This window comes from Paenibacillus cremeus (assembly GCF_007786445.1).
GTDB lineage: Bacteria > Bacillota > Bacilli > Paenibacillales > NBRC-103111 > Paenibacillus_G > Paenibacillus_G cremeus.
Window position 1 is genome coordinate 1 of the sequence record NZ_VNJI01000115.1, and the last position, 2,010, is coordinate 2,010.

A 2,010-nucleotide genomic window follows, 5' to 3' on the forward strand; every position below is an offset into this window, starting at 1 on the left:
GTGATTGATTCTTTGATGGGGAGTAAAATGACCCAGCGTGTTCTGGAGACGGTTCAGCCTGTCGGCCAGGGGCTTGAGATTGATTTGTAATTATGAAATTAAGGTTTTAAGGATAACCGCCAAATCGCGGCTTTTTCGTATTATTAGGTCAGCCAGAATTATATGGTTGGCCTATTTTAATAGGGTTTAAAGATGGCGGTAGCCGGGAGAACGTCGGGCTTTTAGGGGATTTAACCCCGTAAATAATACTGTTCTCCCACTACCCCCAATGACAATGTTTGAGCTGGTAGAGGCAATTGACCTCGCATCACAAGCGAAGGTATCGGTTTGGAGCCATCGTGGGTGCCGGCGAATAGTTAATGGAGGGGTAACGATAGCGCGGCGATGGATCCGATCCATCGCTTGTAGTCGTTGCTAACGAGCAGGATAATGCAATATTCCCACAAGAACAGATGTGTCACCAATTGATATTTGTTGATTGGGTGTTATATGTAAATGAATGAAATTACTATTAATGACTTAGATGGCAGCGGGATAAAGTTTATTCTAAACAATGATTTCTATGGACGAAGATTCTGTCGGGCAGCATATCTGTTCTCCACCTATTTGACAAATTGAATGAAGGAGTCTGCAAGATGTGGGAGAGTACATCACCTTGAGCTTATGTGAAGAACCAAAGGTGCAACCATACTTTGCCTAATGAGTGGTTCTTATTTAGAAATATTTCTGCTTGAATTCAAAGAATTGTCGGGTGACAAGAACTTTATATCATCATTAATTGCCGCGGAAAAGGGACTGTTGACAAAGTCTTCGTCTAAGTAAAAAGCTGATGATTCACTACAATATATAGTGGATCAACAGCGTTTTTAATTCCAGATGTTGTATTACTTAAAGGTGTATTGCCGTTTGTCAACAGTCCCGAAAACGCGGTTTTTTTGTTTTATGTTATAAAGTTCTTGTCAAAAACAAATGACAAGAACTTTATAACATTCCCGAAATTGACAAGAGCTTTATATCATTTCCGACGTTGGGTTCCGCATTCTGGTTTTAAAGTCATTGAAGATTCACCTCAGAACCTGAGCGACTTTCGAATAGTTGAAGCGCCATTCTAATAAACAGCTGTACAGCGATCGAAGAATCCTTTAATGAGGATACGGCAAGATGAATTTCACGATGCCACTTCGGTTCCAACTTACGTACGATTACGTTGTAGGAAGATTCATTGTAGACAGTTCAGACATGATTCCAATACCTAATCCCTCCTGGACCATATTTAATATTGTCAAGTAATTATTGAGTACATATTTTATTTGAGGTTGTTTTCCGGCTTGCTCAAACCAATCCATTACGGGAGGCTTACAGTCGGCTTTGCTAATAATCAAGGGTTGACCCATGAGATCGCCCGCCTGAATAACGGACTTCGCGGCAAGAGGATGATTCTCCTTAAATACCGTGTATATTTCTTCACGGTTCAAAGGGAATGTTACGAACGTAAGCCACGTAAACGTGGTGGAAATTCAGCGATGAGGACGTTTGCTTCCATTGATGTGGGAGTAGCGCCATCAAGGTCGTCGGTTCCATATCGGCGCGCTTCTGGTCGATCGTTACATCGAAGCGGGTCGTCACCTCAGAGGTAGACTGGTCGAAGCTCGGCGTCACGATCGTATTTTTGACGAAGGCGTATCCATGCTTGTAGAAGTAGTTCAAGTCGCTTGTGGCAGGGATAGCGGCCAGGGATAAGTAGTTTTGTCCGCTGCCTAACCGGATTTTGACCTTATTGCCAACCTTCACGATTGCCCGTTTTAAGCGATTGGAATCTTTAAAAAACAGTATTTTCTGCGGACAAAGCCTATTTTATACAATGTGAAAAACCCACCAATGATAATGGAGGCCACTGAAAAAGTCTAGCTCTTAGAAAAAGGTACTGCCCTTCAAGAAAGTTGAAGAGGCTGTACCTTTTTTGTCGTATAATTGAGTCATCACAAAAAGCGGGTGAGAGCACATGATTCG

At 42.2% G+C, this 2,010-nt stretch carries 2 protein-coding genes; both read right to left on the reverse strand.

Going from position 1 to position 2,010, the window contains the following annotated elements:
- Positions 1-1,202: 1,202 nt before the first annotated feature.
- Complete coding sequence (locus FPZ49_RS37865) at positions 1,203-1,475, reverse strand: LysR family transcriptional regulator substrate-binding protein (protein ID WP_186446297.1); 273 nt, start codon at positions 1,473-1,475, stop codon at positions 1,203-1,205.
- A complete protein-coding gene (locus FPZ49_RS35035; RefSeq protein ID WP_144855342.1) occupies positions 1,465-1,791 on the reverse strand; it encodes a hypothetical protein in 327 nt (108 codons plus the stop codon). The genes FPZ49_RS37865 and FPZ49_RS35035 overlap by 11 nt, the downstream gene beginning before the upstream one ends.
- Positions 1,792-2,010: the final 219 nt, after the last annotated feature.